Here is a 26,097-nt window from a genome sequence, read left to right as displayed (position 1 = left end):
CGCACCATGATCAAGGGTCTCGCCATCTCGACCGTCTGGGTCCTCGACCAGGACCGGGCCAAGGAGTTCTACACGGAGAAACTGGGCCTGGAGGTCCGTACGGACATGACCATGGGTGAGGGCGGCATGCGCTGGCTCACCGTCGGCTCGCCGCAGCAGCCCGACGTGGAGCTCACGCTGATGGTGCCCGGCGGGCCCGCGATGGACCCCGAGTCCGCCGAGATGCTCCGGAAGCTGGTGACGAAGGGCGCGCTCGGCGCCGGCGTGCTGACCACCGACGACATCCACGGCGACTACAAGAAGCTCAAGGACCGGGGCGTGGAGTTCCTCCAGGAGCCGCAGGAGCGCCCGTACGGCACGGAGGCGCTGTTCCGTGACGACTCCGGCAACTGGTTCTCCTTCACGCAGCCCCGGGAGGGCGGACTCGACCTCGACCAGGACTGGACCTGCTGATCGGGAAGGTCTGTTGGGCCCGACGGTCTACGACCCCGGCAGCATCGGATAGCTCCCCGTGTTCGTCGGCGCGTGCTCCGGCAGCCACAGCACCGCCACCGCGCCCTCGGCCGGTACGCCCTCCGGCGCGCCCGGCGTGCGCACGTTCCGGAAAGTCAGCCGGGCGCCCAGCACCCGGGCCTGTCCGGCGGCGATGGTCAGGCCGAGGCCGTGGCCGTGCCCGGCCCGGTCCTTGCTGCCGGTGCGGAAGCGGCTCGGTCCCTCGGCGAGCAGGTCCTCGGGGAAGCCCGGGCCGTGGTCGCGGACGCGGATGACCCGGCCCTCGACGGTGACCTCGATGGGCGGCTTGCCGTGCCGGGCCGCGTTGGCGAGCAGGTTGAACAGCACCCGCTCCAGGCGCCGCGGGTCGGTGGTGACCTCCGACTCGTGCACGATCCGCACCTCGACGTCCGGGTCCTTGGCCGCCACCCGCCGGGCGACGAACTCGCCCAGCATGATGTCCTGCAGCTCCGCCCGCTCCGAGGCCCCGTCCAGCCGGGCCACCTCCAGCACGTCCTCGACGAGCGTGCGCATCGCCTTCGCCCGGTCCAGCACCAGTTCGGTCGGGCGGCCCGGCGGCAGCAGTTCGGCGGCGGTCAGCAGGCCGGTCACCGGCGTGCGCAGCTCGTGCGCGATGTCGGCGGTGACCCGCCGCTCGGCCTCGATCCGCTGCCGCAGCGTGTCCGCCATGGCGTCCACCGCGCTCGCCAGGTCGTCGGTCTCGTCCCGGACGACCCCGCCCATGGCGTCCCGCACGCGCACGTCCGTCTCGCCGCCCGCGAGCTGGCTCGCCGCGACGGCCGCCTTGCGCAGCCGCCGCGAGAGGTGCCCGCCGATGAGCACGCCGAGCGCGCTGCCGCCCAGGACGACCGCGATGGAGCCGATGATCAGGGCCTGGTCGAGGTCCTGGAGGATGTCCGAGCTGCGGTCGGTGAAGCCCGAGTGCAGCGACATCACATGCCCGTTCTTCAGCGGCACGGCGGCCCATATGTCAGGCACGTCACCGGGCCGGTCCGCCACGTACGTCGCCCGCTGGCCCGCCTCCACCCGCTCCCGCAGCGCCGCCGGCAGGTTCGGGTCGTCGATCTTGGTGTTGGGGAAGTTCATCCGCCCCGACAGCTCGAAGTTGCGCTGGGCGATCATGATGCGCTCGTCGGCGAGGTCGCGTGCGTTGTCCAGCATCGACACCCGCGCGGCGTTGTGCACGACCAGGCTCAGCGCGACCGCCACCAGCGCCCCGACCAGCGCGATGGCCGCGCTCAGCTTCCATCTGAGCCCCGTGCGGATGCCCGCGCGCTCCAAGCCCGTGGCGACCAGGCGCCGGAAGTGCCCCCTCATAACCCCTGCTCAGGCCTTCAACTTGTAGCCGAAGCCGCGGACCGTCTCGATGCGGTCCTGGCCGATCTTCTGCCGCAGCCGCTGCACGTGCACGTCGACGACGCGGGTGTCCCCGCCCCAGCCGTAGTCCCACACCCGCTCCAGCAGCTTGTCGCGGGAGAGCACCGTGCCCGGCGCCGTGGAGAACTCCAGCAGCAGCCGCATCTCGGTCGGCGTCAGTGCCACCGGCTGCCCGGCCCTGCGGACCTCCATGCCCTCGGTGTCGACCTCCAGGTCCCCGAAGGTCAGCGCCCCGCCGCTCGCCGGGGAGGCCGGTTCCTCGGACTTGCCGCCGCCCGCGTGCCCGAAGCGGCGCAGCACCGCGCGGATCCGGGCGACCAGGACGGCACCGTCGAACGGCTTGGTCACGTAGTCGTCGGCACCCGCCTCCAGGCCCAGCACGACGTCGATGGAGTCGGCCCGCGCCGACAGCATGATGACCGGCACGGTCGACTCGTCCCGGATACGGCGGCACAGGCTGACCCCGTCGAGGCCGGGCACCATCACGTCCAGCAGCGCGATGTCGGGGCGGTCCGCCCGGAACGCCTCCAGGCCCGACAGCCCGTCGGGCATGGCGGTGACCACGAAGCCGTCCCGTTCCAGGGCGAGCTGCGTGGCCTCACGGATGACGTCGTCGTCCTCGACGAACAGGACGTGGGTCTGGTCTGCCATCCCGGTGCTCTCAGTCCTCGTGTGGTTCGTGGGGTGGTGGTGTCGCGTTCTCTCTGGGGGACGCGCGATCCGTGCGATGCGTTCACCAGGGGATCGGTCCCAGTGGCCCGATCGGTTCACGCGTCCTCCGCCCACGTCAGCTCGCGGGCTCCGGCGAGGGGGTGTCGCCGCCCACCTTCCCGTAGTCGTTGTGCGTGCGGTACTCCTCGTCGAACCGGCCGGAGGTCCATCTGTACGTGATCACGTTCTCCCCGGAGGGGCTCGACACCGGGTCGCCCTTCTCGTACACCTGCTTGGTCACGACCAGGTCGCCGCGGTCGATCTCCGCGTAGACGGGGGTCTCCTCCGCCTTGAACACATTCTTGTACGAGCCGTCCTGCTCGCGGTACACGTAACTGCCCACACCCACAGCGTCACCGCAGGTCAGCACGTTGACGACGACGTCGTCATCCGATCCGCCGGTCAGGTTGCCGTAGGACACGTCGACGGGGTACTCGTCGGCGACGCACGGCTTCAGCTCGCGCTTCACCTCGGGGGAGACCTTCGGGTCGTCCTTGACGAGCCGGACGGCGTCGACCGTGTCGGGCGTCTTCGACGGTGCTGCGGACGGTGTGGCGGCAGCGGCGCCCGCCACCGAGTCGGAGTGCGCCGGACCCTCGTCACGGGCGCCGGTGCCGCCCGCGCCGCACGCGGACACGGAAAGGGCGAGGGCGGCGAGCACGGCCAGGGCCGTACTCACCGCCTGGATGCTGCCCGGGGTCCGTGCAGACCCCTCGCCGGTCAGGCCGCGCACCGCTCCCGCTCCTCACGCTCCAGCGCGCGTGCGTCCAGATCGCGGGACTCCAGCTCCTCGCGGAGCCGGGCGAGCGCCCGGTGCAGCGTGCTCTTGACCGTTCCGGCCGACATGCCGAGGGCGGCGGCCGTCTCCTCCGTGGACATCTGCTCCCAGTGTCGCAGTACGACGACACTGCGCTGTTTCGGGGCGAGCACCTTCAGCACGTCCATCAGCAGGGCGCGGTCCGCGTGCTGCTCGGTGGAGTCGTCGACCGAGGCGTCCGGGAGCTGCTCGGTCGGCACCTCCTCCAGCTTGCGGGCCCGCCACCACTCCGTCCGCGTGTTGATCATCACCCGGCGCAGGTAGGCGTCCGCCAGCCGCTTGTCCTCGATGGTCTCCCAGCGGCCGTACGTCCGGACCAGCGCGGTCTGGAGCAGGTCCTGCGCGTCCGTCGGGTCCGGGACCAGGCGGCGGGCACTGCGCAGCAGCGCGTCCTGCCGCGTGCGGACGTACTCCTCGAACTCGAGCACCTCGCCCTGCGCCATGGTGAACCGCCTCCCGTTTCCCCGTTACGGCCGGCTTCCCGCCGTCCGTGCACTGCCTGTGTTCCTTGGTCGTCCCGTGTCTTCCGGGAACGGAACTGAAGGTACGGAGGCGTTGTCACGGCACTGTCCGAAGCAGCCTTCGGCTAGCACTCGGCTGTCCGTCGGTTGTGTAACGGACGTCGGAACGGGGTAAAGCGGTGGGCGTGTTGGGGTGGATCAAGGGTGATTTGTCCACCCCGCGATCGCTGTGACGGGCGACCCGCGTCTGTGACCTGCCTGTACGTCAGGCCAGCGGCAGCCGGTACAGCCCGCCCGCCAGCGGCTCCACCAGACCGTCGGCGACGAGGCCGTCCAGAGCACGGGCCCGCTGCACCGGCTCGTGCCACACCCGGTCCAGCGCGGACTGCGGAACCGGGCCGTGGGCCTCCCGCAGCACGGCGAGCAGCCGCCCGCGCACCTGGCGGTCGGTTCCCGCGTACGTCTGACCGCGGCGCGGCGGCCCGTCGTGCTCCGGCTTGCCCGCCAGCCGCCACGCGCACTGCGCGGCGATCGGGCAGCGGTGGCACGACTCGCTCTTCGCCGTGCACACCAGCGCGCCCAGCTCCATGGAGGCGGCGGCCCAGCGGGCGGCGGTCGGCTCGTCCTCGGGCAGCAGCGCACGGGCGAGTCTGCGCTCGGCGGCGGTGGTGGCGTTCGGCGGGTACTGCACGCCGGTGACCGCGCGGGCGAAGACCCGGCGCACGTTCGTGTCCAGCACCGCGTGCCGCTGCCCGTAGGCGAACGAGGCGACGGCGGCGGCCGTGTACTCGCCGATGCCCGGCAGCGCCAGCAGCTGGGCGTGGTCGGCCGGCACGTCACCGCCGTGCCGTTCCGTTATCGCGACGGCGGCGCCGTGCAGCCTGAGGGCGCGGCGCGGATAGCCGAGCCGGCCCCAGGCGCGGACCGCCTCACCCGGCGCCTCCTTGGCCAGGTCGGCGGGGCGCGGCCAGCGGTCCAGCCACTGCTCGTAGACGGGCAGGACGCGGTTCACCGGCGTCTGCTGGAGCATGAACTCACTGACCATCACACCCCACGCCCCGGCCTCGGGGCGCCGCCACGGCAGGTCACGGGCGTTCTCGTCGAACCAGTCGATGACGGGGGCGTGGAGGTGCTCGCCGGTGGGCGGGCCGGACGCGGGGTCGGCGGGGCTGGTGTGCGGGGGCTTCGTGGGAGCAGTCATGGCCATTCGATCCTGCCACGCGGGAGCCGCGATCCGGGCACACCACCACTCAAGAGGGCCAGGCGTACCTGACGATCGGCAGCAGCGCCACCGTGCCGCCCGCCTATAGCGTCGGGCGAATGGAACGTCCTCGTCCCACCGGGGCACCGGGTCGCGCCCTGCTCTGGGCGGCCCTCGCCCTGCCCGCACTCACGGCGGACCGGCTCGGACTGAACGAGCCGCGTCCGGCCTGGCAGCAGGCGGCCGGTGTGGCGGTGCTGGCCGTCGCCGTGGCCCTGTCCCGGCGGCTGCCGCTCGCGGCCTTCGGGCTGGCTGCCGCCCTGAGCCTCGCCGCCGCCCCCGCCCTGTTCACCGTCTCCTACGGCCCCGCCCTCGGCGTGTTCGCGCTGCTGCTCGGGCTGCGGGCGGGCCGGGCGCGTCCCGCGGTGCTGTGCTTCGCGGCGGTCGGCTGCGCCGGCACGGTCCGGATCGTGCTCGTCGGCGTCGACCCGGCCCCGGAGTGGTTCGTCATGACGGGCACGCTGCTCTTCGGCTGTGTCTTCCCCTGGCTCGGCGGTCGCTACTGGCGGCAGAGCCGGGAGCTGGCCGAGGCAGGGTGGCTGCGCGCCGCCCGGCTGGAGGACGAGGCCCGCTTCGCCGAGGAACGCGCCCGGCTGCGCGAACGGGCCCGGATCGCCCAGGACATGCACGACTCCCTCGGCCACGAGCTGAGCCTCATCGCGCTGCGCGCAGGCGCCCTCCAGGTCGCCCCCGGCCTCGCCGACGAGCACCGGGCCGCCGCAGCGGACCTGCGCGCGGCCGCCGCCGACGCCACGGACCGGCTGCACCACATCATCGGCGTCCTGCGCGAGGACGACGACGAGCCCGTGCCGCTGGCCCCGGCGGGCGAGACCCTGGAGCAACTCGTCACCCGCGCCGCGGAATCGGGCCTGCCCGTGCGCTGGCAGCCCGCCGGGCAGGGCGGCCCTGCCGCGGAGCCCGGCGGGGTCGCCGAACGGCTGCTGCACCGCGTGGTCCGGGAGGCACTGACCAACGCGGCACGGCACGCACCGGGCGCTCCCGTGACCGTGGCGGTGACGGGGCGGGCCGCGGGGGCGGGGGCGGGGCGGGGCGGGGGAGCGTCGGTCACCATCACCAACGGCCCGCCCGCCCAGGAGAGTTCCCTCCCCACCGGCGGCGGTACGGGCCTGCTCGGGCTGCGGGCCGCGGTGACCGCCGTCGGCGGCACGTTCGAGGCCGGACCGCACGAGGACGGGTTCCGGGTATCGGCGTACATCCCCGATGCCCCCGAGCAGCAGCCCACCGTCGGACCCCCGGGCCCCGCGCGCTTCCGGCACGCCCGCCGCCGTGTCGCCCTCGGCTTCGGCACCGCCGCCGGCGTGGGCGTCGTGCTGGTCGGCGTGTCGTTCGGCTGGTACGCCTACGCGGAGAAGCACTCGGTGCTCGAACCCGCCGCGTACACGAAACTGCGCCTGGGCACCCCGGCGGCCGAGGTCGAGCACGTGCTGCCCGAGCGCGACGTGAACGACCCGCCCGACGACCGGGCCCCCGCCCCACCCGAGGGAGCCGACTGCCGCTACTACCGGGCGAGCGGCGAACTGTTCGTCTCCGTTGCCCACTTCAGACTGTGCTTCGACGCCGGTCGGCTGGTCGCCAAGGACGTGGTCCCGCGTGTCGGTCTGTCCGGCGAAGGCCGGGAAGAATACGAGGAGTTCGCAAGGTGATCCGCGTCCTGCTGGCCGACGACGAGGCCATGGTCCGGGCCGGGGTATGCGCCATCCTGGGAAGCAGCGGCGTGACGGAGGTCGTCGCCGAGGCGGGCGACGGCCGCGAGGCGGTCGAGCTGGCCCGCGCCCACCGCCCGGACGTGGCCCTGCTCGACATCCGCATGCCGCGCCTGGACGGCCTCACGGCGGCGGAGGAGATCGTACGGACCGTGCCCGGCACGGCCGTCGCGATGCTCACCACCTTCTCCGAGGGCGCCTACGTGACCCGCGCCCTCGGCGGCGGCGCCACCGGCTTCCTGCTGAAGTCCGGTGACCCGTACGAACTGATCGCGGGTGTACGGGCGGTGGCGGCCGGGGCCGCGTTCCTGTCGCCCAAGGTGGCCCGGTACGTCATCGACCAGGGCCTCGGCGGCGGCCGGCTCACCCGCGAGGCACAGGCACGCGCGCGCGTGGCCGTGCTGAGCCCCCGCGAACGTGAGGTGCTCGGCCTGGTCGGCGCCGGCCTGTCCAACCCGGAGATCGCCGCCCGGCTGCACCTCGTCGAGGGCACGGTGAAGGCGTACGTGAGCGCGGTCCTGGACCGGCTGGGCGTGCGCAACCGCGTGCAGGCGGCGATCGTGGCCTACGAGGCGGGGCTCGTGGAGTCGTGACGACTCGGGTCGGCTCAGTGGTGGGGGCGCGTACCGGCTCGGCGACGCGCATGCGGGCCGCCTCAGCGCCGCGCGTGCGAGCCGTACGACGTGACGGGCGCCGCGCCCGGCCCGGTGAACCACCGCACGGCCGGCGCCGACGAGGTGCGCATCGCCTCGGCCAGCCGCGTCGCCGGGCCCCTGCCCAGCCGTACGGCGACGAGGGCGACGAGCGTGCCGAGCAGCAGCCCCGCGAGGACGTCGTGCGGATAGTGCACGCCGACGAAGACCCGGGAGAAGGCCATGAGCAGGGCGAGCGGGGCCGTCAGCCACAGGAGCGCGCGCCGGACCAGCGCGAGGGCGACCGCCGCCGCGCCCGCGATCGTGGCGTGGTTGGACGGGAAGGACCAGTCGCCGTGCGGCGGGCACGCCGCGAGGGACGCGGCCGCACCGGCGACCGCCCGGCACGGACGCTCCTCCGTGACCGCGGACTTGAGCACCTCGCTGCACACGTACGCCACAGCCGTGGCCAGAGGCGCGAGGGCCGCGATCGCGAACGCGTGGGGAGTGTCGCGGCGGGCTCGCCACCAGGCGGTGGCGAACAGCGCGGCGAAGACGAGCAGTCCGGCCTCCGTCCATATGCCGGCCCCGTGCTGTACCCACATCGGGGTGTCATGGGCGAAGTCGGTGATGTCGCGGTAGAGCGCGCTGTCCTCGGAGTTCATGGTCACGGACGGTAGGCGGCAGACCGATACCGTCACACCCAGCGATCGTCGCGTGCCGTACCTGTCGAAAGACAGGGGTGGGGCGGTTGTTTCCGGGATGATGATCCGGAAAAGTTGTGGCTCCGAGCGGCGGGTGGGACAGGCGAACGCGCCGATCTCTCGTAAGGTTTGCGCCGTGGGATCTCTGCGCAATCCGGTCGGGCCGCTTCCCTCCTCCATCTACTGGCGTCGGAGGGTCGTACTGGTGTCCGTGGTCGCCCTGTTGGCGCTGCTGATCACCTGGATCGTGACCATGGGCGGCGGGGGCGGCAAGGACAGCGACAACGGCGCCAACGGCAAGAATCCCGCGCCTTCCATCACGCCCGGCCCGTCGAGTTCGGGTCCGGCCATCAGCCAAGCACCGGGCGGACGCGACGAGTCGGGCGACGAGGGCTCCGGCGGCTCGTCGTCCGGGTCCGGGGGCGGTTCCGGCGACGGCTCGGGGGACGGCTCCGGGGACGGTTCCGCTTCGGGCCCGGGCTCCGGCAGCGGTTCCGGCTCGGGCGGCTCCGGAGGGGCGGACGGTGCCGGTGGCTCCGGGGGCGGTACCACGGTGGGCGGTGTCGGCGTGGGCGACACGCTGCCGGCCGGTTCCACGCTGCCCAACTGCACCGCCAGCGTGGTCAAGTTCAGTCTGCGCAGCCGGCACAACACCTACGACCCCGAGCAGACGCCCACGTTCCTGCTGACCGCGCGGAACATCTCCGGCACCGACTGCAAGATCGATCTCGGGCCGAAGAACGCGGTGTTCACGATCACCCCGGCGAGCTCCGACGACGAGTACTGGTCCTCCAAGGACTGCCCGAAGGCCGCCGCGCACCAGCTGTACCGGGTGCCCGCCGGCAGCGGCATCACCTACACCGTGAACTGGAACCGCAGGCCGAGCGCCCCCGAGTGCGCCACACCTCCGGCGGGCTCGGCCGGGCCGGGCACCTACCTGGTGGAAGCCAAGGCTCCGGGCTTCGCGAAGGTGCAGACGTCGTTCGTGCTGTCGGCCGACTAGCACCGGCGGCTCGGACAGCCGAGGGCGGCGGTACCCCTTGCCGGGCACCGCCCTCAGCCGTTCCGGCCCCAGCCGTTCCGGCCGTTCCAGCTGTTCCGGCCGGTGCAGTTCGAGCGCTAGACGTACCGCTCCAGGATCGACGACTCCGCCAGCCGCGACAGCCCCTCCCGGACGCTGCGCGCGCGGGCCTCGCCGACGCCGTCCACCGTCTGGAGGTCGTCGACGCTCGCGGCGAGCAGCTTCTGGAGGCCGCCGAAGTGCTCGACCAGGCGGTCGATGATCGCGCCGGGCAGCCGGGGCACCTTGGCGAGCAGGCGGAAGCCGCGCGGCGACACCGCCGAGTCCAGCGTCTCGGGCGAGCCGGTGTAGCCCAAGGCCCGGGCCACCGTGGGCAGTTCGAGAAGCTCGGCGTGGGTGAGGGCGTCCAGCTCGGCCAGCGCCTCGTCGACCGTGCGGGAGCGCTTGGCGGTGGGCTCGGGCACGTAGTCCCGGACGACCAGCTCGCGCTCGGGTTCCACGCCGGCGATCAGCTCGTCGAGCTGGAGGGCGAGCAGCCGGCCGTCCGTACCCAGCTCCACCACGTACTCGGCGATCTCCGTGGCGATGCGGCGCACCATCTCCAGGCGCTGGGCGACCGCGGAGACGTCCCGCACGGTCACCAGGTCCTCGATCTCCAGCGCCGACAGCGTGCCCGCGACCTCGTCGAGGCGGAGCTTGTAGCGCTCCAGGGTCGCCAGGGCCTGGTTGGCGCGGGACAGGATCGCCGCCGAGTCCTCCAGGACGCGGCGCTGGCCGTCCACGTACAGCGCGATCAGCCGCATCGACTGGGAGACCGAGACGACCGGGAAGCCGACCTGCTTGCTGACGCGGTCCGCGGTGCGGTGCCGGGTGCCCGTCTCCTCCGTGGGGATCGTCGGGTCGGGGACCAGCTGCACGCCCGCGCGGAGGATCTTCGACAGGTCGGAGGACAGCACGATGCCGCCGTCCAGCTTGCACAGCTCACGCAGACGGGTCGCGGTGAACTCGACGTCCAGCACGAAACCGCCGGTGCAGAGCGCTTCCACCGTCTTGTCGGAGCCGAGGACGATGAGTCCGCCGGTGTTGCCGCGGAGCACCCGCTCCAGGCCGTCACGCAGGGCGGTGCCGGGTGCCACGGCGCTCAGCGAGGCGCGCATCAGGCCATCGGTACCGGCACTCCCGCCGGACTTTCCGGGAGCTGATGCCCGGTCGTTGGCTGCCACTGCACTCCTCCGGTCGCAGGTTCTGGGCGCCCCCGTGTCGCGCGCTCGGTTCGCACGGACGGGCGAGACCAGGGCAAAGTCTACCGGCGACCCTCCTCGTCCCGGGGGGCCTCTCTGCGACGGGACCGGGGGAGGACCCGCAGGGCGTCCCCTATGTCCGCTACTTCCAGGACCTTCATACCCGAGGGGATCTTGCCCGGGTCGCCCGGTACGAGGGCGTGGGTGAAGCCCAGACGGTGGGCTTCGGCCAGCCTGCGCTGCACGCCCGTGACCCGTCTCACCTCGCCCGCGAGGCCGACCTCCCCGATCGCGACGAGGTTCTTGGGGAGAGGTGTGTCACTCGCCGCGCTGGCCAGGGCGAGGGCGACGGCCAGGTCCGCGGCGGGCTCCGAGAGCTTCACACCGCCGACCGTCGCGGAGTAGATGTCCCTTTTGCCCAAGGCGCTGATCCGGCCCCGCTGTTCCAGCACCGCGAGCATCATCGAGACGCGGGAGGTCTCCAGGCCCGAGGTGGTCCGGCGCGGGGAGGGGATCTGCGAGTCGACCGTGAGCGCCTGGACCTCGGCGACCAGTGGGCGGCGGCCCTCCAGGGTGACGGTCAGGCAGGTGCCCGGGACGGGCTCGGCCCGACGGGTCAGGAAGAGTCCGCTCGGGTCGGCCAGGCCCGTGATGCCCTCGTCGTGCAGCTCGAAGCAGCCGACCTCGTCGGTGGTGCCGTAGCGATTCTTGACGCCTCGGACGAGCCGGAGGCGGGCGTGCCGGTCGCCCTCGAAGCTCAGGACGACGTCCACGAGGTGCTCCAGGAGGCGCGGGCCCGCGATGGCGCCGTCCTTGGTGACATGGCCCACGAGCAGCGTGGACATGCCGCGTTCCTTGGAGGCCCGGATCAGGGCCCCCGCGACCTCCCGCACCTGGGCCATGCCGCCGGGCGCGCCGTCGATCTCCGGTGAGGCCACCGTCTGCACCGAGTCCAGGATCAGCAGCGACGGCTTCACCGCGTCCAAGTGGCCCAGCACCGCCGCCAGATCCGTCTCCGCGGCCAGGTAGAGGTGGTCGTCGATGGCGCCGATGCGGTCGGCGCGCAGCCGGACCTGGCTCGCCGACTCCTCGCCCGTGACGTACAGCGTGCGGTGCTCGTCGCTCGCCGACTTGGCCGCCACGTCGAGCAGCAGCGTCGACTTGCCGACACCCGGCTCGCCCGCGACCAGCACCACCGCGCCGGGGACGAGTCCGCCGCCGAGCACACGGTCCAGCTCGGGCACGCCGGTGGAGCGGGCCGTCGCCCGGCGGCCGTCCACCTGGCCGATGGGCACGGCGGAGGTGGTGACCCGCCCCGGCGTCGTCGTACGCACCGCGGGCGCGCCGTACTCCTCGACCGTCCCCCAGGCCTGGCACTCGGGGCAGCGGCCGAGCCACTTCGCCGTCTGCCAGCCGCATTCCGTGCAGCGGTAGGACGGACGGTCCTTGGTGGTCTTCGTACGGGCAGCCATGGACGAAACCGTAGCCGCCGGCACTGACAACGCGGCGACCGACCGGGGCCGCCACCTGTGCGCCAGGGCCCCGCCACCCCGCGCCAGCGCCGGAACCACTGGTTCCTGTCCCCGATTGAGGGATCGTTTCACCCGTACGGATTAAATGTGCTCAAGCCGCAGGAAGGTGTCACTCCCGGCCCCCTACGGTCGCCGAATGATGAGCAGTACTCCGGAGATCTCGACCCGCTCCACCCGCACGGCCGGCCCGCACCGGGCGCACCGGGAGGCGCGTGACGGCGGGGCGGCGCACACGTTGGCGCAGCGGCCGCCCGCGCGCTACGAGCCCTACCTGGACGGCCTGTTCACCTACTGCCTGTCCGTGCTGTGCGACCACGACGCCGCGACCGCCGCCCTGGGCGACGCCCTCGCCCTCGCCGAGCGCCGCGCCCGGCACGCCCCCGACGCCCCCGCCGACCGCAGGGCGTGGCTGTACGCGCTGGCCCGCTGGGCGTGCCTGCGCAAGCTGGCCGAGGCCAAGCAGAAACGTCAGAGCAGCCATGCCGCGGGCCGCCCGCAGCGCGCCGACCGGTCGTCCGGCCCGGCCGTGTCCGAGGAGGTCCAGGAGCAGCGGCGGCGCGAACTGGCCCTGCTGGCCTGGCCGGAGGCCGCCGGCACCACCCCGGAGCAGCGCGAGGCGCTCGAACTGGCCGTGCGCCACCACCTCGCCGCCCACGAGGTCGCCGCCGTCCTGGGCATGGACCTGGCGGCCGCCCGCGATCTGCTGGCCTCCGCCGCCTGCGAGGTGGAACGCACGCGTGCGGCCCTCGCCGTCGTCGATACCGGGGCGTGTCCGAGCGTCGCGCACCTCGTCGGCGACGACCGGCCCGTGCTCGGCACGGCCCTGCGCCGCGAACTCGTCCGGCACGTCGACGACTGCCCGCGCTGCCGCCGCACCGCCGAGCGCGCCATCCCCGGCCGCTGGCCCGGCACCAGCGTCACCCCGGCCGAACTGCCCGTCCTGCCGGCCCCGCGCGCGGCCCTGCACGTCGCCATGGCCCACCAGCCACGCGTGCGTGGCGCCGGACCCCGCTTCGACCGGCGCGGCTTCCCGATGGACCCCAAGGACCGTGCCGCCCGAAGGGACCGCCTCCGCGCGCGTGCCGTCACCACGACCGTCGTCGCCACCGTCGTGGCCGCCCCCGTGCTCGCCCTGTGGGCCGCCTACCGGGGCACCCCCGTCGGCGAGGGCCAGGACGGCCGCTCCGCCTCGGCGCGCGAAGCGGACGACCCGTTCGGCCTGGACGGCGAGATGGCCGGCGGCGGCTACGAGAACACCGGCAACGCGAGCACCAGACCCGGCCCCCGCTTCGGCAAGGACGGCAAGGCCGACGTCTCCGTGGAGGTCCTCGGCGTCGCCGGCGCCGGCCGTAAGAGCACCCTGGACGTCACGGCGGACAACAGCGGCGACACCACCCTCGTCACCCTGACCGCCACGGGCCCGGCCCCGGTCCGCTGGTCCGCGTCCACCGGAGCGGACTGGCTCTACCTGAGCCAGTCGTCGGGAACCCTCCGGCCCGGCGAGTCGTTGACGATCAAGGTGTACGTCGACCATCTGCGAGAGCCCTCCGGCCCCTGGCACGCGCAGGTGGCGGTCGCCCCGGTGGGCGCCGTCGTCCACATCGAGGGCTACGGCACCGCGCCCGGCCCCTCCGACCCCGGCCCGCGCCCGGACCCCCGCCCCAGCGGTCCGAGCGACCCGCCTGCGACCCAGCCCGACCCGGCGCCCACGACCTCGGCACCACCGGACCCGGAGCCGACCACCCCGCCCCCGTCACCCGACCCGGACCCCACGCCCACGGAGCCGGGCCCGACGGACCCCACGGACCCGACGCCCCCGCCCTCGGACAGCGGCGACCCGAGCCCGTCCACGTCCTAGGTGTGTGTTCGGGGACGTCAGTCGACCGGATCGGCAGGGTGCGGCGCCAGCAACGGCAGCTGCGAGGCCAGCCGCTCCTCGCACAGCTCGGCCAGCCGGTCGTAGCCGGCCTTGCCCATCAGCTCGATCAGCTCCGGCCGGTAGGAGACGTACACCGGCTCGCCCGCGCCGTGCGCCGAGGTCGCCGAGGTGCACCACCAGTGCAGGTCGTGACCGCCCGGCCCCCAGCCGCGGCGGTCGTACTCACCGATCGACACCTGGAGCACCCGCGTGTCGTCGGGCCGGTCGATCCACTCGTAGGTCCGCCGCACCGGCAGCTGCCAGCACACGTCCGGCTTGGTCTCCAGCGGCTCGCGACCCTCCTTCAGGGCGAGGATGTGCAGCGAGCAGCCCGCGCCGCCCGGGAAGCCGGGCCGGTTCTGGAAGATGCACGAGCCCTGGAAGGGGCGCGTCTGCCGGTCGCCGTCCTCGTCCTCCGAGATCCAGCCGTTCCGCGTGCCCTCGGCGTGGTGCTGCCAGATGTCCGGGGTGAGCCTCGCCACATGCTCGGCCACCCGCTTCTCGTCGTCCTCGTCGGAGAAGTGGGCACCCAGCGTGCAGCACCCGTCGTCCGCGCGGCCGGCCTGGATGCCCTGGCAGCCGCTGCCGAAGATGCAGTTCCAGCGAGAGGTCAGCCATGTCAGATCGCAGCGGAAGACCTGCTCGTCGTCCGCCGGATCAGGAAACTCCACCCACGCGCGGGCGAAGTCGAGGCCCTTCTCGTCGGGGCCCTTCTCGTCGGGCCGCGGGACGCCCGATGATTTGTCGCGCTTCGCCTTTTTCGTCTTTGGCACGACTCCAGGGTACGGGCCTTGTGCCCACACCGAGGACGGCGGACGGCACAGCTGGCAGTAGCGTTCCGTACATGAGACTCGGTGTCCTCGACGTGGGATCGAACACGGTGCATCTGCTCGTGGTGGACGCGCATCCCGGCGCGTGCCCGTTGCCCGCGCACTCGCACAAGGCGGAACTGCGACTCGCCCAGCTCCTGGACGACGACGGCGCGATCGGCCCCCAGGGCGTCGACCGGCTGATATCGGTCGTCCACGAGGCGCTCCAAGCCGCCGAGGACAAGGGCGTCGAGGACCTCCTGCCGTTCGCCACCTCCGCCGTCCGCGAGGCCCGCAACGCCGACGACGTCCTCGCGCGCGTGCGCACCGAGACCGGCGTCGAGCTCCAGGTCCTCACCGGCGAGGAGGAGGCCCGCCTCACCTTCCTCGCCGCCCGCCGCTGGTTCGGCTGGTCGGCCGGCAAACTTCTGGTCCTGGACATCGGCGGCGGCTCCCTGGAGATCGCCTACGGCATCGACGAGGAGCCCGACGCGGCCGCGTCCCTGCCGCTGGGCGCCGGCCGCCTCACCGCCGGCTGGCTGCCCGGCGACCCGCCCGCCCCGGACGACGTCCGGGCCCTGCGCCGCCACGTCCGGACCGAGGTCGCCCGCACGGTCGGCGAGTTCAGCCGCTTCGGACCGCCCGACCGCGTCGTCGCCACGTCCAAGACCTTCAAGCAGCTCGCCCGAATCGCCGGAGCCGCCCGCTCCGCCGAGGGCCTGTACGTCCAGCGGGAACTCAAGCGGGAGTCCCTGGAGGGCTGGGTCCCGAGGCTGGCCGGCATGACGGAGGCGGAACGGGCCGAGCTCCCGGGCGTCTCGGAGGGCAGGGCGGGCCAGCTGCTGGCGGGCGCCCTGGTGGCCGAGGCCGCGATGGACCTCTTCGGCGTGGAGCGCCTGGAGATCTGCCCGTGGGCGCTCAGGGAGGGCGTGATCCTCCGTCGCCTGGATCACATGGAGTCGGTGTGAGCCCCTCAGGGAGGGCGCGGAGCCGCACTCTCCTATGGCAAACACCACAACGGCGAATAGGCACCCCGCTCCACCCCGACCACACCCCGTAATCTGTCCTGCATGGCAGAGCCAGCCGTAAGGATCCCGGACGCGAAGGTCGCCCTCTCGACGGCCTCGGTCTACCCGGAGTCGACGGCCACGGCCTTCGAGATCGCCGCGCGCCTCGGCTACGACGGAGTCGAGGTCATGGTCTGGACCGACCCGGTCAGCCAGGACATCGAGGCCTTGCGCAGACTCAGCGACTACCACCAGATCCCGGTCCTGGCCGTCCACGCCCCCTGCCTGCTCATCACGCAGCGCGTCTGGTCCACGGACCCCTGGACCAAGCTCCAGCGGGCCCGCGCGGCGGCCGAGAAGCTCGACGCGAGCACGGTCGTCGTCCACCCCCCGTTCCGCTGGCAGCGCCAGTACGCCAGGGACTTCGTCGCCGGCATCTGGCGCATGGCGAACGAGACGGATGTGCGGTTCGCCGTCGAGAACATGTACCCCTGGCGCTACCGCGACCGCGAGATGCTGGCGTACGCCCCCGACTGGGACGTGACGAAGGACGACTACCGCCACTTCACGATCGACCTCAGCCACACCGCGACGGCCCGCACCGACGCGCTGGACATGGTCGACCGCATGGGCGACCGGCTGGGCCACGTCCACCTCGCCGACGGCAGGGGCTCGGCCAAGGACGAGCACCTGGTGCCCGGCCGCGGCACCCAGCCCTGCGCCGAGGTGCTGGAGCGGCTCGCCCGCACGGGCTTCGACGGGCACGTCGTGATCGAGGTCAACACCCGCCGCGCCATGTCCAGCGCGGAGCGCGAGGCCGACCTGGCGGAGGCACTGGCCTTCACGCGCCTGCACCTGGCCTCGGCGGTGAGGGTGCCGAGGCGATGAGCGACCTGCCCCCGGCCGGCACCCACACCGGCCCCGGCAGAGGGCCGACCGCCCGCCGCCGCGGCCGCCCCCCACGCACGGAGTCCGCGGACACCCGGGACAGCATCCTGACCGCCGCCCGCGAGGAGTTCTCCGAGCGCGGCTACGAGAAGACGTCCGTACGCGGCATCGCCAAGGCTGCCGGAGTCGACTCGGCGCTCGTGCACCACTACTTCGGAACGAAGGAGCAGGTCTTCGAGGCGGCGATCACCCAGTCCTTCGGCCCCGCCCTCGATGCGCCGAAGGCCATCGAGGAGGGCCCGCTCGACGGCGTGGGGGAGCGCCTGGCCCGCTTCTTCTTCGGTGTCTGGGAGAACCCGGCGACCCGCGCGCCCCTGCTCGCCATCGTCCGCTCCGCCGTCACCAACGAGACGGCGGCCGCCGTCTTCCGCCGTATCGTCGCCACCCAGGTGCTGCGCCGCATCGCGGGACGACTGGACCTGCCGGACGCCGAACTGCGGGCCGAGCTCGCCGCCGCCCAGCTCGTGGGCACCGCGATGCTGCGGTACGTCATCAAGGTCGAGCCGCTGGCCTCGGCGGACCCCGAGCAGATCATCGCGCGCCTGGCACCGGTCGTACAGGGCCACCTCACCGGACCCTGAACCGCCGTGAGCCGAGACATGCATCCCGCATTCCGGACACTGCGTCCCGCCCTCTGGATGACCGGCGTACGCTCGGTAGCAGTCAGAAATCTCCGAATCCTCTGACGCAGTCTCTGAAGGAGCGAGCGACGATGCCCGAGCTGAGGTCCCGCACAGTCACCCACGGCCGCAACATGGCGGGCGCCCGCGCCCTTATGCGCGCCTCCGGTGTACCGGGTGCGGACATCGGCCGCAAGCCGATCATCGCGGTCGCCAACAGCTTCACGGAGTTCGTGCCGGGCCACACCCACCTCCAGCCGGTCGGCCGGATCGTCAGCGAGGCGATCGTCGAGGCCGGCGGCATCCCGCGCGAGTTCAACACGATCGCCGTCGACGACGGCATCGCCATGGGCCACGGCGGCATGCTCTACAGCCTCCCCTCCCGCGACCTGATCGCGGACAGCGTGGAGTACATGGTCGAGGCCCACTGCGCCGACGCCCTGATCTGCATCTCCAACTGCGACAAGATCACGCCGGGCATGCTCAACGCGGCCCTGCGCCTGAACATCCCGACGGTCTTCGTCTCCGGCGGCCCGATGGAGTCCGGCCGGGCCACGCTCGTCGACGGCACGGTCCGCACGCTCGACCTGGTCGACGCGATCTCCGACGCCGTGAACGACAAGATCTCGGACGAGGACATCCTCCGTATCGAGGAGAACGCCTGTCCGACCTGCGGTTCCTGTTCCGGCATGTTCACCGCCAACTCGATGAACTGCCTCACCGAGGCCATCGGCCTCTCCCTCCCCGGCAACGGCTCGGTCCTGGCCACCCACACCGCGCGCAAGCAGCTCTACGTCGACGCGGCCAACACGGTCATGGACATCACCCGCCGCTACTACGAGCAGGACGACGAGACGGTCCTGCCGCGCAACGTCGCCACCTTCGCGGCCTTCGAGAACGCGATGGCCCTCGACATCGCGATGGGCGGCTCGACCAACACGATCCTGCACCTGCTGGCCGCGGCCCAGGAGGCGGGCGTCCCCTTCGGCCTGGAGGAGATCGACGCGGTCTCCCGCCGGGTCCCCTGCCTGGCCAAGGTGGCGCCGAACGTGGCCAAGGACCGCACGTACTACATGGAGGACGTGCACCGCGCCGGCGGCATCCCCGCCCTCCTCGGCGAGCTGCACCGCGCGGGCCTGCTCAACGAGGACGTGCACGCGGTCCACAGCCCGTCCCTGGCCGACTGGCTGAAGACGTGGGACGTGCGCGGCGGCTCCCCGTCCCCCGAGGCGGTCGAGCTGTGGCACGCGGCCCCCGGCTGCGTCCGCTCCGCCGAGGCCTTCTCCCAGTCCGAGCGCTGGGAGGCCCTCGACGAGGACGCCGAGGGCGGCTGCATCCGCTCCGTCGAGCACGCGTACTCCAAGGACGGCGGCCTCGCGGTCCTCAAGGGCAACCTCGCGGTCGACGGCTGCGTGGTGAAGACGGCCGGCGTCGACGAGTCGATCTGGACCTTCGAGGGTCCGGCGGTCGTCTGCGAGTCGCAGGAGGAGGCCGTCGAGAAGATCCTTCTGAAGCAGATCAAGGAGGGCGACGTCGTCGTCATCCGCTACGAGGGCCCCAAGGGCGGCCCCGGCATGCAGGAGATGCTCTACCCGACCTCGTACCTGAAGGGCCGCGGCCTCGGCAAGACCTGCGCCCTGATCACCGACGGCCGCTTCTCCGGCGGGACGTCCGGCCTCTCGATCGGGCACGCCTCGCCCGAGGCGGCCGGCGGCGGCACCATCGCCCTCGTCGAGGACGGCGACCGCATCCGCATCGACATCCCGAACCGCTCCATCGAGCTCCTCGTCGACGACGCCGAGCTGGCCCGCCGCGAGCAGGCGCTGAACGGCGTGTACGCCCCGAAGAACCGCGACCGCAAGGTCTCGGCGGCGCTGCGGGCCTACGCGGCGATGGCGACCAGCGCGGACAAGGGCGCCGTGCGTGACGTGACCCGTCTGGGCTGAGCGTTCCACGCGGAAGGGACGCACCCGGTCTCCCGGGGGCGGCCCTTCCGCATACGCCGGGCCCGCACTACCAACCCGACGGATCACGCCCGCTCACGGCGAAGACGGACCCGTCCGGCGCACCGGCGTAGACACGGTCGCCCACGAGCACGGGCTCGGGAAGCGCGGCCGGAACCCGGTCCGACCGGTCGCCCAGCCGCGGGGACGTCTGTCCGACGAGCTTCCCGCGCCGCGCGTCGACGGCGAGCAGCCGCCCGTCCGGCGCGGTGACGTACACGTACCGGTCGTCGGCGACCGGCGTCGACCCCCGGACGACTCCCGTCTCCAGACTCCACCGCTGCTTGCGCGCCTCCAGATCGACGGCGACCAGCGCCCCACCCGTCGCCATGAGGTGCACGACGTCCCCGTGCACACTCCCCTCCACCTGCTGCAACGGAACAGTCAACGGCACCCGCACGCTCGTCCGGCTCTCCGGGTCGTAGCGGACCACGGCCCGGGCATCCCCGCGCACGGCGTCGACCGCCACGAACACGACCGCCCCGTCCACCACCCCGAGAGGCTGCAACGCCCCCTCCAGCCGCGCCTCCCACCGCACGTCACCCGTGCCCGGGGCCACCGCCGTGACCTTCGTGCCGGACCCGTCGCCGGACACGCTCGCCGCGTACGCCAGCGGATCACCGGGGAACGAGACGAAGTACGGCACGTCCTGCCCCGGAATCCGATGACTCCACTTCACATCGCCCGAGGCGCTCTCCACGCCGCTGACCGTGCCGTCGGCCGCGGTGAGCAGCAGCATGCCGCCGACGGCCCGCAGCCCCCCGTAGGCGGGCAGCTCCTGCCGCCGCTCCACGTCACCCGAGCCGGGATCGAGCATCGTCACCCGCCGCCCCTGGCCCAGCCCGGCCGGCACCAGCCCGCCCGAGACGACCGGCGCCCCGCTCGGCGGCCCGCTCGCGGCGACCCCGTCCAGCGGATGCCGCCACAGCAGCCGCCCGTCGCCAGGATCGAGAGCGAAGACCAGCCCGGTCTGCGCACACACCAACTTCTCCGCCGCGTACGCACACTGAGGTGTGCTCTTCCCGGACAACGGCGGCGCCTCCCACGCCGAGAACGCGGCCGCCCTGGTCCGCGGAGCGGCGACCTCGGGCGCCGGCCCGCCATCCCCCAGCAAGGGAACCGACACGAGAGCACCGACGACGGCCAGCCCGAGGGCCCCGGCACCGAGGGCCGCCCGCCTGCCGAGCCGCAACACGGGTTGACGCGACGGCTTCTCAGCCGCAGGGGCTGCCCCGGCGCCCCCGCCACTCTCCTCCCCAGCCGCTGCCGCCTCCTCCGGAGCCTCGTCCACCCGCTGCGCCGGTATGAACGCCTGCGTGTCGTACGAGGCGGCCACCGACCGCAGCTCCCGCATCAACTCGTCGGGAGAAGGCCGGTCCTCGGGCTCCTTGGCGAGACACCGCAGCACGAGCGGCGCCAGCTCTTCCGGTACACCCGCCAGCTCGGGCTCGTCGTGCACGACCTGGTAGGCGACGACGTACGGACTGTCCGAGTCGAACGGCCCGCGCCCGGTGGCCGCGTGCACCATCACGGACCCGAGGGCGAACACGTCGGCGGCGGGCCCGACTTCCCTGGGCCGCCGGAACTGCTCGGGCGCCATGAAGGGCGGTGTTCCGATCAGCTTCCCGGTCTCAGTCCGCAACTCGCTGTCCTTCGGCCGGGAAATGCCGAAGTCGATGACCTTCGGCCCGTCCTCGGCGAGCAGGACGTTGCTCGGTTTCAGATCCCGGTGCACGACCCCGACCCGGTGGATGTCACGCAGCGCCTCCGCGAGCCCGGCCATCAGCCGACGCAGTTTCGCCGGGGGCAGGGGCCCGTTCCGCTTCACCTCCTGGGCCAGCGTCGGACCCGGAATGAACAGGGTGGCCATCCAGGGCCGTCCGGCCTCGGGATCCGCATCCACGACGGGCGCGGTGAAAGCCCCGCTGACCCGCCGCGCCGCCCCGACCTCCTGCCGGAAACGACCCCTGAATTCGGGGTCCTTGGCGAACTCCGCGTGCACGACCTTCACGGCGACCTTCATCCCGGACGTGCTCCGGGCCAGATGCACGACGCCCATGCCGCCCGAGCCCAGACAGGACTCCAGCCGGTAGTGACCGGCGTACTCAGGAAGTTCCGCTTCCGGGCCCGCTCCGACGTTCCGCTGTGGCGCCATGGGACCACCCCCGTGCTGTTCGTCCGCGCGCGCGACGCACGGAGCCTAGTCGATGACTCGTACGGGACAGAGGCGGCTTGCTAGCCTCCGCTGTCGAGTCACGTACAGGTGTTTGATGGCGTGATTCAGGGGAATCAACGGGACCCCATGGCAGCCATGGGGTGCAACGGGGGAGGTTTTCATGTCAGTCGAGCCTGTCGAAGAGGCCGAGCGCGGCACACAGGAGACCGGCATGCCGCTGGTCACGACACTGGCCGCGGCGGCCACGTACTTCTCGACCGCACCGGGCGTGCGCCTCAACGTCCGCAGCGGTCCCGGCACGGGCTACCCGATCGTCAAGGTCCTGCCCGAGGGCTCCCGGGTCCTGATCCACTGCCAGACACCCGGCACCTGGGTCACGGGCCCGTACGGCACGACGAACATCTGGGACAACATCGCGAGCGGCCAGTACGTCTCGGACGCCTACGTGAACACGGGCAGCGACGGCTACATCCGCCCCCGCTGCGGCTGACCTGCGGCAGCGGGGCCGGGGCTGTCCGGTTGCGCGGTGTTGCCGCTGGGGCCGGGTGGGTCCGCAACCCGGCGGAGCGGGGTGGCGCCCTCAGCGGCACGACTGCCCGCAGCTACGCGTACGCGCACCCGCACTCGCGTACGCACGGAAGGGGACGTGTCAGGGGGTGTCCGCCCGCAGCGGTTGGCGTGTCAACGCCAGTCAGTCGGTGTGGGGCCCCATCGCGCCGTTCCGAGGACGGACACCCCCCGGCGCGGCCCCGCCCCACCCCCGGCGAACAGGCGCTACGCGCACCCCCACCCACCCGCGCAGGCCGCCGTCGGCATCCGACCACGCCCCCGAGCCGTACCCGAGCCATAATCGACCGGTGAGCGCAGAGAACGGCCCCCACGCCCCCCGCCCCGAGCCGATCCGCTTCTTCGGCACGACCTGGCTGAACCACGACAACGGCTACACCGCCCGTCGCATCGGCGTCGCCATCGGCTCACTGGCCACCGCAGCCGCCTCCTGCCTCGTCCTCCGGCTCGCCTACCAGGGCCTCCGGATCGCCGCGATCGGCAGCTTCGTGACCCTGCTCATGGTCGTGATGTTCGCGATCTGCAGCGCGATGGCCTTCCGCCACACCTGGGACGGCTTCACCCGCCGCCCCGACCCCGACCGGCAGGCCTCCCTCCGCGGCCTCCTGACCATCGGTTTCGTCGGCTCCCTCCTCGCCTACTTCTTCCGCTCCCTCACCGAGGCCCCCGGCGAGAAACTCCACCGCGAGGAGTACGAGGCAGCCCGCAAGCACCACGAGAAGCGCACCACCCGCCGCTCGGGCAACCCGTCGAAAAAGCGCCGCCCCGCATAACCCGCCGGCCTCTCACCGAAATCTCACCACCCCCCACCCCCGCCCCCGGCCACCATGGCCGCATGACCCCACACGCCGCCGCCCACCACCCCACCGGAGCCGAACCCACCGCAGAAACCACCACCGAACCCCCAACACCGACGCCGCCCACCCCGACAACACCCCCCACCCACACCGCCCGCGCCCACTCCTTCAACACCGCCGCAGCCCAATACGCGGCCAACCGCCCCTCCTACCCCCCAGCCCTCTTCGACGCGGTAGAAGCCCTGGCCGACCACCCCCTCCCCGGCTCCCGCGTCGCAGACATCGGCGCCGGCACCGGCATAGCGACCGCCCTCCTCCACGCCCGAGGCGCCGACGTCATCGCCGTAGAACCCGGCGACGGCATGGCGGCCCAGTTCCGCAGCACCCTCCCCGACATCCCGATCGTCCGCGGCACCGGCGACGACCTCCCCCTCGCCGACGCCTCCGTCGACTTCGTCACCTACGCCCAGGCCTGGCACTGGACCGACCAGGCCCGATCCGTCCCGGAGGCCCTCCGCGTCCTGCGCCCCGGCGGCGCCCTCGCCCTCTGGTGGAACACCGACGCCCTGGACGTGCCGTGGATCGCCGAAGCCGCCGCCCGCACGGAACGCCACTTCCGCATCGACACGGCCGCCGAGCGGCGAAACGTCAACGCCCGCGCCGCCGACCCCACCGGCCGTCTCGACTTCACCCGCCGCACGGTCCGCTGGAGCCGACGCGTCCCGGTCGACACCCACCTCGCCAACATCGGCAGCCACTCGGTCTTCCTGGTACACGGCGAGGAACACACCGCGGCCTTCCTGGCCGAGGAACGCGAGCACCTCCTCAAGACCTTCCCGGACGGCGTCGTCGAGGAGGTCTACGACGTAGTCCTCCTCCTGGCGAAGGCCCCTGCTTGACGCACCCCAAGCCCAGGAGCATTATTCATCACATGATGAATAATGCTCCTGGGCCACCGCCCACCCACACCAAGACCCCACCAGCCACCCACACCAACAACCCCCCGGCCGTCCACGCCAAGAACCTCACCGTCACCCGCGGCCCCCGCACGGTCCTGCGCAACCTGGCCTTCACCGTCCCCCGAGGCCAGATCACGGGCCTACTGGGCCCCTCCGGCTGCGGCAAGTCCACCCTCATGCGCGCCACCGTCGGCACCCAGGCCAAGGTCACCGGCACCCTCGACGTCCTCGGCCACCCCGCCGGCCACCCCACCCTCCGCACCCGCATCGGCTACGTCACCCAGGCCCCGTCCGTCTACGACGACCTGACCGTCCGCCAGAACCTCGACTACTTCGCCGCGATCCTCGACCCCGGCCGGCCCGCAGCCGACCGCCGCCACGACAACGTCACCCGCGCGATAGCCGACGTCGACCTCACCACCCACGCCGACGCCCTGGCCGGCAACCTCTCCGGCGGCCAGCGCAACCGCGTCTCCCTGGCCGTCGCCCTCCTCGGCACCCCCGAACTCCTGGTCCTCGACGAACCGACCGTCGGCCTCGACCCTGTCCTGCGCCGCGACCTCTGGACCCTGTTCCACGACATCGCGGCGAGCCGCGGCGCGACACTCCTCGTCTCCTCCCACGTCATGGACGAGGCCGAACGCTGCCACCGCCTCCTCCTCATGCGCGAGGGCGAGCTCCTCGCCGACGACACCCCCGAGGCCCTGCGCACCCGCACCGGCGCCGACACGGTCGAGGAGGCTTTCCTGCACCTGGTGGACGAGGCAGAGGCGGCAGCCGACACAAGGGAGACGAAACGATGACCCCCACCCCCATTTCCACCCCCACCCCCACCCCCACGATCACACCGACCCCAACGCCACCGAGGGCCCTGAACGCCTCCCGCACCACCGCCACCACAACCCGCGTCCTGCGCCAGCTGGCCCACGACCCCCGCACCATCGCGCTGCTGATCCTCATCCCCTGCGTGATGCTGTTCCTGCTGCGCTACGTCTTCGACGGCAGCCCGCGCACCTTCGACAGCATCGGCGCGTCCCTGCTCGGGATCTTCCCGCTGATCACGATGTTCCTGGTGACCTCCATCGCCACCCTGCGCGAACGCACCTCGGGCACCCTCGAACGCCTCCTCGCCATGCCCCTCGGCAAAGGCGACCTCATCGCCGGCTACGCCCTCGCCTTCGGCACCCTCGCGATCATCCAGTCCGCCCTGGCCACGGGCCTCGCGGTCTGGTTCCTCGGCCTCGACGTCACCGGCAGCCCCTGGCTCCTCCTCCTGGTGGCCCTCCTCGACGCCCTCCTCGGCACGGCCCTCGGCCTCTTCGTCTCGGCCTTCGCGGCCTCGGAGTTCCAGGCGGTCCAGTTCATGCCGGCGGTGATCTTCCCCCAGCTCCTCCTCTGCGGCCTGTTCACACCCCGCGACAACATGCACCCGGCCCTGGAGGCCATCTCGGACGTCCTCCCCATGTCCTACGCGGTGGACGGCATGAACGAGGTCCTCCGCCACACGGACATGACCGCCACGTTCGTACGCGACATCCTGATCGTCGCCGGCTGCGCCCTGCTGGTCCTGACCCTGGGCGCGGCGACCCTGCGACGCAGGACGGCATGAGCCGGCAGCACCGCCACCGCCCGGGGGCACCCCCACATCCCGCCCAACGGACACACAAGCCGCCAGCCGCTGCCCGATGCGAGGATGTACCCCGGACGACGCACCCCCGGAGGCACCCCGCGCCATGACCCAGAAAGTCGCAGTCCTCGGCACCGGCAAGATCGGCGAAGCCCTGCTCAGCGGAATGATCCGAGCCGGCTGGACCCCGGCCGACCTCCTGGTCACCACCCGCCGCCAGGAACGAGCCGAAGAACTCCACACCCGCTACGGCGTCACCCCGGTCACCAACCCGGAGGCCGCGAAGATCGCCGACACCCTGATCCTCACGGTCAAACCGCAGGACATGGGCACCCTCCTCGACGAACTCGCCCCCCACGTCCCCGCCGACCGCCTGGTCATCAGCGGCGCCGCCGGCATCCCCACGGCGTACTTCGAGGACCGCCTGGCCCCCAACACGCCGGTCGTCCGCGTCATGACGAACACGCCGGCCCTGGTCGACGAGGCGATGTCCGTCATCTCCGCCGGCACCCACGCGACCGCCGACCACCTCGCCCACACCGAGGAGATCTTCGGCGCCGTCGGCAAGACGCTCCGCGTCCCCGAGTCCCAGCAGGACGCCTGCACCGCCCTCTCCGGCTCCGGCCCGGCGTACTTCTTCTACCTGGTCGAAGCCATGACCGACGCGGGCAT

Annotated in this window: 25 protein-coding genes (1 of these 25 only partly in view); 15 read left to right on the top strand and 10 right to left on the bottom strand. The window is 72.7% G+C overall.

Going from position 1 to position 26,097, the window contains the following annotated elements; genetic code table 11:
• Positions 1 to 6: 6 nt before the first annotated feature.
• Positions 7 to 453, top strand: a complete 447-nt coding sequence (locus SCNRRL3882_RS17640; RefSeq protein ID WP_010048820.1) for a VOC family protein — start codon at positions 7 to 9, stop codon at positions 451 to 453.
• A 27-nt stretch (positions 454 to 480) separates the two neighbouring features.
• Here SCNRRL3882_RS17640 and cseC read toward each other — a convergent pair whose 3' ends face one another.
• The 5 genes from cseC to SCNRRL3882_RS17615 form a co-directional block, all read right to left on the bottom strand.
• Positions 481 to 1,830, bottom strand: coding sequence for a two-component system sensor histidine kinase CseC (cseC, locus tag SCNRRL3882_RS17635; RefSeq protein ID WP_010048813.1), 1,350 nt, complete (start codon positions 1,828 to 1,830; stop codon positions 481 to 483).
• Between the two features lie 9 nt (positions 1,831 to 1,839).
• Positions 1,840 to 2,541, bottom strand: coding sequence for a two-component system response regulator CseB (cseB, locus tag SCNRRL3882_RS17630; protein ID WP_010048812.1), 702 nt, complete (start codon positions 2,539 to 2,541; stop codon positions 1,840 to 1,842).
• Positions 2,542 to 2,677: 136 nt separating this feature from the next.
• Positions 2,678 to 3,334 carry a hypothetical protein gene (locus tag SCNRRL3882_RS17625; RefSeq protein WP_010048811.1) on the bottom strand — a complete coding sequence of 219 codons (657 nt, stop codon included), beginning with the start codon at positions 3,332 to 3,334 and terminating at the stop codon, positions 2,678 to 2,680.
• Positions 3,322 to 3,861, bottom strand: coding sequence for a SigE family RNA polymerase sigma factor (locus tag SCNRRL3882_RS17620; RefSeq protein ID WP_010048809.1), 540 nt, complete (start codon positions 3,859 to 3,861; stop codon positions 3,322 to 3,324). Before SCNRRL3882_RS17620 ends, SCNRRL3882_RS17625 begins: the two co-directional genes overlap by 13 nt.
• A 283-nt stretch (positions 3,862 to 4,144) precedes the next feature.
• Positions 4,145 to 5,080, bottom strand: a complete 936-nt coding sequence (locus SCNRRL3882_RS17615; RefSeq protein ID WP_029181799.1) for an A/G-specific adenine glycosylase — start codon at positions 5,078 to 5,080, stop codon at positions 4,145 to 4,147.
• A gap of 119 nt (positions 5,081 to 5,199) precedes the next feature.
• Here SCNRRL3882_RS17615 and SCNRRL3882_RS17610 point away from each other — a divergent pair, with 119 nt between their 5' ends.
• Positions 5,200 to 6,804: a sensor histidine kinase gene (locus SCNRRL3882_RS17610; protein WP_010048804.1), complete on the top strand. Its 1,605-nt coding sequence runs from the start codon at positions 5,200 to 5,202 to the stop codon at positions 6,802 to 6,804.
• Positions 6,801 to 7,457 (top strand): response regulator transcription factor, encoded by a 657-nt coding sequence (locus SCNRRL3882_RS17605; protein ID WP_010048801.1) that lies wholly within the window; start codon positions 6,801 to 6,803, stop codon positions 7,455 to 7,457. The genes SCNRRL3882_RS17610 and SCNRRL3882_RS17605 overlap by 4 nt, the downstream gene beginning before the upstream one ends.
• A gap of 62 nt (positions 7,458 to 7,519) precedes the next feature.
• Here SCNRRL3882_RS17605 and SCNRRL3882_RS17600 read toward each other — a convergent pair whose 3' ends face one another.
• A complete protein-coding gene (locus SCNRRL3882_RS17600; protein WP_010048800.1) occupies positions 7,520 to 8,161 on the bottom strand; it encodes a phosphatase PAP2 family protein in 642 nt (213 codons plus the stop codon).
• Positions 8,162 to 8,336: 175 nt separating this feature from the next.
• Here SCNRRL3882_RS17600 and SCNRRL3882_RS40790 point away from each other — a divergent pair, with 175 nt between their 5' ends.
• On the top strand, positions 8,337 to 9,203 hold the full coding sequence (locus tag SCNRRL3882_RS40790) for a hypothetical protein (RefSeq protein ID WP_078603011.1): 867 nt from the start codon (positions 8,337 to 8,339) through the stop codon (positions 9,201 to 9,203).
• Between the two features lie 116 nt (positions 9,204 to 9,319).
• Here SCNRRL3882_RS40790 and disA read toward each other — a convergent pair whose 3' ends face one another.
• Together disA and radA are read right to left on the bottom strand one after the other, a co-directional pair.
• Entirely contained in the window at positions 9,320 to 10,444 is a 1,125-nt protein-coding gene (disA, locus tag SCNRRL3882_RS17585) for a DNA integrity scanning diadenylate cyclase DisA (RefSeq protein WP_029181796.1), read from the bottom strand.
• An 80-nt stretch (positions 10,445 to 10,524) separates the two neighbouring features.
• Entirely contained in the window at positions 10,525 to 11,934 is a 1,410-nt protein-coding gene (gene radA / locus SCNRRL3882_RS17580) for a DNA repair protein RadA (protein ID WP_010048796.1), read from the bottom strand.
• 196 nt (positions 11,935 to 12,130) lie between these two features.
• Here radA and SCNRRL3882_RS17575 point away from each other — a divergent pair, with 196 nt between their 5' ends.
• Positions 12,131 to 13,852 (top strand): BACON domain-containing protein, encoded by a 1,722-nt coding sequence (locus SCNRRL3882_RS17575; RefSeq protein ID WP_010048794.1) that lies wholly within the window; start codon positions 12,131 to 12,133, stop codon positions 13,850 to 13,852.
• A 17-nt stretch (positions 13,853 to 13,869) separates the two neighbouring features.
• Here the strand turns inward: SCNRRL3882_RS17575 and SCNRRL3882_RS17570 are convergent, their stop codons facing one another.
• Positions 13,870 to 14,685: a hypothetical protein gene (locus SCNRRL3882_RS17570; RefSeq protein WP_010048792.1), complete on the bottom strand. Its 816-nt coding sequence runs from the start codon at positions 14,683 to 14,685 to the stop codon at positions 13,870 to 13,872.
• A 71-nt stretch (positions 14,686 to 14,756) separates the two neighbouring features.
• Here SCNRRL3882_RS17570 and SCNRRL3882_RS17565 point away from each other — a divergent pair, with 71 nt between their 5' ends.
• The 4 genes from SCNRRL3882_RS17565 (at position 14,757) to ilvD (ending at position 19,242) form a co-directional block, all read left to right on the top strand.
• Positions 14,757 to 15,689 carry a Ppx/GppA phosphatase family protein gene (locus tag SCNRRL3882_RS17565; protein ID WP_010048790.1) on the top strand — a complete coding sequence of 311 codons (933 nt, stop codon included), beginning with the start codon at positions 14,757 to 14,759 and terminating at the stop codon, positions 15,687 to 15,689.
• Positions 15,690 to 15,791: 102 nt separating this feature from the next.
• The gene (locus tag SCNRRL3882_RS17560) at positions 15,792 to 16,616 is read left to right on the top strand and encodes a sugar phosphate isomerase/epimerase family protein (RefSeq protein WP_010048788.1); all 825 of its coding nucleotides are present in this window, start codon (positions 15,792 to 15,794) and stop codon (positions 16,614 to 16,616) included.
• Complete coding sequence (locus SCNRRL3882_RS17555) at positions 16,613 to 17,257, top strand: TetR/AcrR family transcriptional regulator (RefSeq protein ID WP_010048786.1); 645 nt, start codon at positions 16,613 to 16,615, stop codon at positions 17,255 to 17,257. Before SCNRRL3882_RS17560 ends, SCNRRL3882_RS17555 begins: the two co-directional genes overlap by 4 nt.
• A gap of 131 nt (positions 17,258 to 17,388) precedes the next feature.
• Positions 17,389 to 19,242 carry a dihydroxy-acid dehydratase gene (ilvD, locus tag SCNRRL3882_RS17550; RefSeq protein WP_010048784.1) on the top strand — a complete coding sequence of 618 codons (1,854 nt, stop codon included), beginning with the start codon at positions 17,389 to 17,391 and terminating at the stop codon, positions 19,240 to 19,242.
• Positions 19,243 to 19,309: 67 nt separating this feature from the next.
• On the opposite strand, the gene SCNRRL3882_RS17545 is transcribed toward ilvD, so the two are convergent.
• The gene (locus SCNRRL3882_RS17545) at positions 19,310 to 21,454 is read right to left on the bottom strand and encodes a serine/threonine-protein kinase (protein ID WP_010048782.1); all 2,145 of its coding nucleotides are present in this window, start codon (positions 21,452 to 21,454) and stop codon (positions 19,310 to 19,312) included.
• A 181-nt stretch (positions 21,455 to 21,635) separates the two neighbouring features.
• On the opposite strand from SCNRRL3882_RS17545, the gene SCNRRL3882_RS17540 reads away from it, so the two are divergent.
• From SCNRRL3882_RS17540 to proC, 6 genes are all read left to right on the top strand, one after another.
• The gene (locus SCNRRL3882_RS17540; protein ID WP_010048780.1) at positions 21,636 to 21,965 is read left to right on the top strand and encodes an SH3 domain-containing protein; all 330 of its coding nucleotides are present in this window, start codon (positions 21,636 to 21,638) and stop codon (positions 21,963 to 21,965) included.
• Between the two features lie 367 nt (positions 21,966 to 22,332).
• Positions 22,333 to 22,815, top strand: a complete 483-nt coding sequence (locus SCNRRL3882_RS17535; protein ID WP_010048778.1) for a hypothetical protein — start codon at positions 22,333 to 22,335, stop codon at positions 22,813 to 22,815.
• 62 nt (positions 22,816 to 22,877) lie between these two features.
• A complete protein-coding gene (locus tag SCNRRL3882_RS17530) occupies positions 22,878 to 23,738 on the top strand; it encodes a class I SAM-dependent methyltransferase (RefSeq protein WP_010048776.1) in 861 nt (286 codons plus the stop codon).
• Between the two features lie 32 nt (positions 23,739 to 23,770).
• Positions 23,771 to 24,601, top strand: a complete 831-nt coding sequence (locus SCNRRL3882_RS17525; RefSeq protein WP_010048774.1) for an ABC transporter ATP-binding protein — start codon at positions 23,771 to 23,773, stop codon at positions 24,599 to 24,601.
• Complete coding sequence (locus SCNRRL3882_RS17520) at positions 24,598 to 25,407, top strand: ABC transporter permease (protein WP_010048772.1); 810 nt, start codon at positions 24,598 to 24,600, stop codon at positions 25,405 to 25,407. Before SCNRRL3882_RS17525 ends, SCNRRL3882_RS17520 begins: the two co-directional genes overlap by 4 nt.
• A 124-nt stretch (positions 25,408 to 25,531) precedes the next feature.
• Positions 25,532 to 26,097, top strand: partial view of a pyrroline-5-carboxylate reductase gene (gene proC, locus SCNRRL3882_RS17515; RefSeq protein ID WP_010048770.1) — the 5' portion only. Its footprint extends 247 nt past the window's final position; 566 of the gene's 813 nt are visible here — the first part of the coding sequence; the start codon lies at positions 25,532 to 25,534; its stop codon lies off the right edge, out of view.

The sequence above is a fragment of the Streptomyces chartreusis NRRL 3882 genome, from assembly GCF_900236475.1.
Taxonomy (GTDB): domain Bacteria; phylum Actinomycetota; class Actinomycetes; order Streptomycetales; family Streptomycetaceae; genus Streptomyces; species Streptomyces chartreusis_D.
The sequence above is the reverse complement of the archived record's forward strand: the minus strand, read 5'-3'. Positions and strand labels throughout refer to the sequence as shown.

Bases quoted from the DNA above. Each gene is read 5' to 3' on its own strand.
- SCNRRL3882_RS17545 (WP_010048782.1), bottom strand. From the start codon at position 21,454: ATGGCGCCACAGCGGAACGTCGGAGCGGGCCCGGAAGCGGAACTTCCT.
- radA (WP_010048796.1), bottom strand. From the start codon at position 11,934: ATGGCTGCCCGTACGAAGACCACCAAGGACCGTCCGTCCTACCGCTGC.
- SCNRRL3882_RS17540 (WP_010048780.1), top strand. From the start codon at position 21,636: ATGTCAGTCGAGCCTGTCGAAGAGGCCGAGCGCGGCACACAGGAGACC.
- cseC (WP_010048813.1), bottom strand. From the start codon at position 1,830: ATGAGGGGGCACTTCCGGCGCCTGGTCGCCACGGGCTTGGAGCGCGCG.
- SCNRRL3882_RS17610 (WP_010048804.1), top strand. From the start codon at position 5,200: ATGGAACGTCCTCGTCCCACCGGGGCACCGGGTCGCGCCCTGCTCTGG.
- SCNRRL3882_RS17600 (WP_010048800.1), bottom strand. From the start codon at position 8,161: ATGAACTCCGAGGACAGCGCGCTCTACCGCGACATCACCGACTTCGCC.
- SCNRRL3882_RS17565 (WP_010048790.1), top strand. From the start codon at position 14,757: ATGAGACTCGGTGTCCTCGACGTGGGATCGAACACGGTGCATCTGCTC.
- ilvD (WP_010048784.1), top strand. From the start codon at position 17,389: ATGCCCGAGCTGAGGTCCCGCACAGTCACCCACGGCCGCAACATGGCG.
- SCNRRL3882_RS17575 (WP_010048794.1), top strand. From the start codon at position 12,131: ATGATGAGCAGTACTCCGGAGATCTCGACCCGCTCCACCCGCACGGCC.
- SCNRRL3882_RS17620 (WP_010048809.1), bottom strand. From the start codon at position 3,861: ATGGCGCAGGGCGAGGTGCTCGAGTTCGAGGAGTACGTCCGCACGCGG.
- SCNRRL3882_RS17520 (WP_010048772.1), top strand. From the start codon at position 24,598: ATGACCCCCACCCCCATTTCCACCCCCACCCCCACCCCCACGATCACA.
- SCNRRL3882_RS17530 (WP_010048776.1), top strand. From the start codon at position 22,878: ATGACCCCACACGCCGCCGCCCACCACCCCACCGGAGCCGAACCCACC.
- cseB (WP_010048812.1), bottom strand. From the start codon at position 2,541: ATGGCAGACCAGACCCACGTCCTGTTCGTCGAGGACGACGACGTCATC.
- SCNRRL3882_RS17525 (WP_010048774.1), top strand. From the start codon at position 23,771: ATGATGAATAATGCTCCTGGGCCACCGCCCACCCACACCAAGACCCCA.
- SCNRRL3882_RS17640 (WP_010048820.1), top strand. From the start codon at position 7: ATGATCAAGGGTCTCGCCATCTCGACCGTCTGGGTCCTCGACCAGGAC.
- SCNRRL3882_RS17555 (WP_010048786.1), top strand. From the start codon at position 16,613: ATGAGCGACCTGCCCCCGGCCGGCACCCACACCGGCCCCGGCAGAGGG.
- SCNRRL3882_RS17615 (WP_029181799.1), bottom strand. From the start codon at position 5,080: ATGACTGCTCCCACGAAGCCCCCGCACACCAGCCCCGCCGACCCCGCG.
- SCNRRL3882_RS17560 (WP_010048788.1), top strand. From the start codon at position 15,792: ATGGCAGAGCCAGCCGTAAGGATCCCGGACGCGAAGGTCGCCCTCTCG.